This window comes from Streptomyces sp. FH025, assembly GCF_017427025.1.
Lineage (GTDB): Bacteria > Actinomycetota > Actinomycetes > Streptomycetales > Streptomycetaceae > Kitasatospora.
The window spans coordinates 1-3,310 of record NZ_JAFLNG010000781.1; the positions used below are offsets into that span (position 1 = coordinate 1).

2 protein-coding genes, 1 tRNA gene and 1 pseudogene are annotated in these 3,310 nt (G+C 70.6%); 3 read left to right on the forward strand and 1 reads right to left on the reverse strand.

What is annotated here, in order from left to right; genetic code table 11:
* Positions 1-152 precede the first annotated feature (152 nt).
* Positions 153-224, reverse strand: a tRNA-Arg gene (locus J0670_RS33750).
* Positions 225-403: 179 nt separating this feature from the next.
* Between J0670_RS33750 and J0670_RS33755 the strand changes: the two genes are divergently transcribed.
* The 3 genes and pseudogenes from J0670_RS33755 to J0670_RS33765 all read left to right on the forward strand — a co-directional run.
* A complete protein-coding gene (locus J0670_RS33755; protein ID WP_207816117.1) occupies positions 404-835 on the forward strand; it encodes a PleD family two-component system response regulator in 432 nt (143 codons plus the stop codon).
* Between the two features lie 94 nt (positions 836-929).
* Complete coding sequence (gene argS / locus J0670_RS33760; RefSeq protein WP_207816115.1) at positions 930-2,591, forward strand: arginine--tRNA ligase; 1,662 nt, start codon at positions 930-932, stop codon at positions 2,589-2,591.
* Positions 2,592-2,681: 90 nt separating this feature from the next.
* Positions 2,682-3,310: pseudogene (locus J0670_RS33765) on the forward strand (diaminopimelate decarboxylase); the annotation flags it as partial.

Consider the following 3,310-nt stretch of genomic DNA (forward strand, 5'->3'; position numbering starts at 1 on the left):
GAAGCCCCGGGCCCGGCCCCCCACCCGGGCCCGGTCTCCGGTTCCGGCCGGAGCGTCGGCACGTTCGGGGCCGGAGCATGACGAAGGCCCAGATCCGTGGATCAACTCCACTGATCTGGGCCCTGGTTACACTCTCGCAAACGCTGCGTGAGTGCCCCCGGTAGGATTCGAACCTACGCACCCGCCTCCGGAGGGCGGTGCTCTATCCCCTGAGCTACGGGGGCCTGTTGGCCTGCCGGTCACTCGCGTGTTCCGACGTGATGAACACTACCAGGCTTCTGGCGCGGTCCGTGCACGGGTTTCCGGAAGATCGTCCGGGTGGCCCGGCGGGCCGGGGGAGCGGAAGTGCCCAAAGGCCGGACGGGGCGGCGGGGCCGCCGATACCCTCGGTGAGGTGTCGGGAGTGTCCGGGCGGGTCCTCGTGGTGGACGACAGCGAGGTGATCCGTCAGCTGATCAGGGTCAACCTTGAGCTGGAGGGCTTCGAGGTGGTGACCGCCGCCGACGGCGCCGAGTGCCTGGAGGTCATCCGCCGGGTGAAGCCCGACGTGGTGACGCTGGACGTGATGATGCCGCGGCTGGACGGCCTGCGGACGGCGGCCCGGCTGCGCGCGACCCCGGACACCTGCCGGTTGCCGATCGCGATCGTGAGCGCCTGCACGCCGGCGGACCTGGACCTGGGGGAGACGGTCGGCGTGGACGGCTACCTCGGCAAGCCGTTCGACCCGGCCGATCTGGTGGCCCTGGTCCGGCGGCTGATGAACCCCGGGGAACGCCCCGCCGGAAGGCCCGACGAGTTTCGCCCTGAGCGAACAGATCGCACGGATCGCGGCTGACACCCCCGGGCGCACGGCGTGGCGGCCCCTCCGGACGTCTCAACCGGCAAACCGAGTGGCGGGCGGGCACCCCCTCTCGCCTACGCTTGGCGTCGTGACCCCCGCAGACCTTTCCCAGGCAATCCAGGCCGCAGTGAGCTCCGCCGTCGAGGCGGGCGAGCTGGCCGTCGCCGTGCCCGAGCACGTGACGGTCGACCGGCCCAAGAACCGGGACCACGGCGACTACGCGACGAACGTGGCCCTCCAGCTCGCCAAGGCGGCCGGCAAGCCGCCGCGAGCCGTTGCCGAACTGCTGGTCGAGCGCCTGCGAGGGATCACCGGCGTCGCCAAGGTCGACATCGCCGGTCCGGGCTTCCTGAACATCACCCTGGACACCGCCACCGCCGGTGCGCTCGCCCGCACCATCGTCGAGGCGGGCGAGGCCTACGGCCGCAACGAGGCCCTCAAGGGCCTGAAGATCAACCTGGAGTTCGTCTCCGCCAACCCGACCGGCCCGATCCACATCGGCGGCGTCCGCTGGGCCGCCGTCGGCGACTCGCTGGCCCGGGTGCTGCGCGCCTCCGGCGCCGACGTCACCACCGAGTACTACCTCAACGACGCCGGCGTGCAGATCACCAAGTTCGCCGCCTCGCTGCAGGCCGCCGCGAACGGCCGCGAGGTGCCCGAGGGCGGCTACGTCGGCGAGTACATCGTCGACATCGCCAAGGCGATCACCGAGGCCGTCCCCGGCCTGCTCGACCGCTCCGAGGACGAGCAGCTGGCGGTCTTCCGCTCCGAGGGCCTCAAGCTCATGGTGGCCGAGATCCAGCGCTCGATGGACGAGTTCGGCACCCACTTCGACGTCTGGTTCTCCGAGAAGTCGCTGCACGACTCCGGCGCCGTCGAGCAGGCCACCACCCGGCTGCGCGAGCAGGGCCACGTCTTCGAGAAGGACGGCGCGGTCTTCCTGCGCACCACCGACTTCGGCGACGACAAGGACCGCGTCCTGGTCAAGGCCGACGGCGACACCACCTACTTCGCCGCCGACGCCGCCTACTACCTGTCCAAGCGGGACCGCGGCACCGAGGTCGCGCTCTACATGCTGGGCGCCGACCACCACGGTTACGTCAACCGGCTCAAGGCCATCGCGGCCTGCGCGGGCGACGACATGAACCACAACATCGAGGTGAAGATCGGCCAGTTCGTGAAGATGCTTCGCGACGGCGAAGAGGTCCGCATGTCCAAGCGGGCCGGCAACATCATCACGATCGACGACGTGGTCGAGTGGATCGGCGTGGACGCCGCCCGCTACACCCTGGCGCGCTCCTCCACGGACTCGACGATCACGCTGGACATCAACGTCCTGACGAGCCAGACCAACGAGAACCCGGTCTACTACGTCCAGTACGCGCACACCCGGATGTGCGGCGTCGCCCGCAAGGCCGCCGAGCTGGGCGTGGACAAGGGCACGGCCGAGCAGTTCAAACCCGAGCTGCTCGCCACCGAGTGGGAGAACGACATCCTCGGCGCCCTCGGCGAGTTCCCGCGCGTCCTCGCCACCGCCGGCGAGCTGCGCGAGCCGCACCGGGTCGCGCGCTACCTGGAGGACCTCGCGGGCAAGTACCACCGCCTGTACGAGAACTGCATGTTCCTGCCCAAGGGCGACGAGGAGATGACGGACACGCACCGCGCCCGGCTCTGGCTGGTCGAGGCGACGCGCACGGTCATGGCCAACGGCCTGACGCTCCTGGGCGTCTCGACGCCCGAGCGGATGTAGGTACCACCCCCAAGCGCACAGCGGGGGCGGCTGACGGTCAACGAGGACCGTCGCCGCCCCTCGCCATAGGTCTCGAAGGACTTTTCCAAGATGAGTCGCTCCGCACACCCGGCAGGTCCCCGCCACGGCGACGTCCTGCCCGAGGGCCACTACCAGGCCCCGCCGGCCGACCTCAACGCGCTCGACCCCAAGGTCTGGTCGCGCACCGTCGCCCGCAACGCCGAGGGCGTGGCCACCGTCGGCGGGATCGACGTCAGGCGGCTGGCGGCCGAGTTCGGCACCCCGGCCTACGTGCTGGACGAGGAGGACTTCCGCACCCGGGCCCGCGCCTGGCGGGACGCCTTCGGCGCCGACGCGGACGTCTACTACGCCGGGAAGGCCTTCCTCTCCAAGGCGGTCGTGCGCTGGCTGCACGAGGAGGGCCTCAACCTCGACGTGTGCAGTGCCGGCGAGCTGGCGGTGGCACTGGCCGCCGGGATGCCGCCGCAGCGGATCGCGCTGCACGGCAACAACAAGTCGGTGGACGAACTCGAACACGCGGTGAAGACCGGCGTCGGGCACATCGTGGTCGACTCCTACGAGGAGATCGACCGCCTCGCCGCGATCGCCGCCCGCCAGGGCGTGCGCCAGCAGGTGCTGATCCGGATCACCGTGGGCGTCGAGGCGCACACCCACGAGTTCATCGCCACGGCGCACGAGGACCAGAAGTTCGGCTTGTC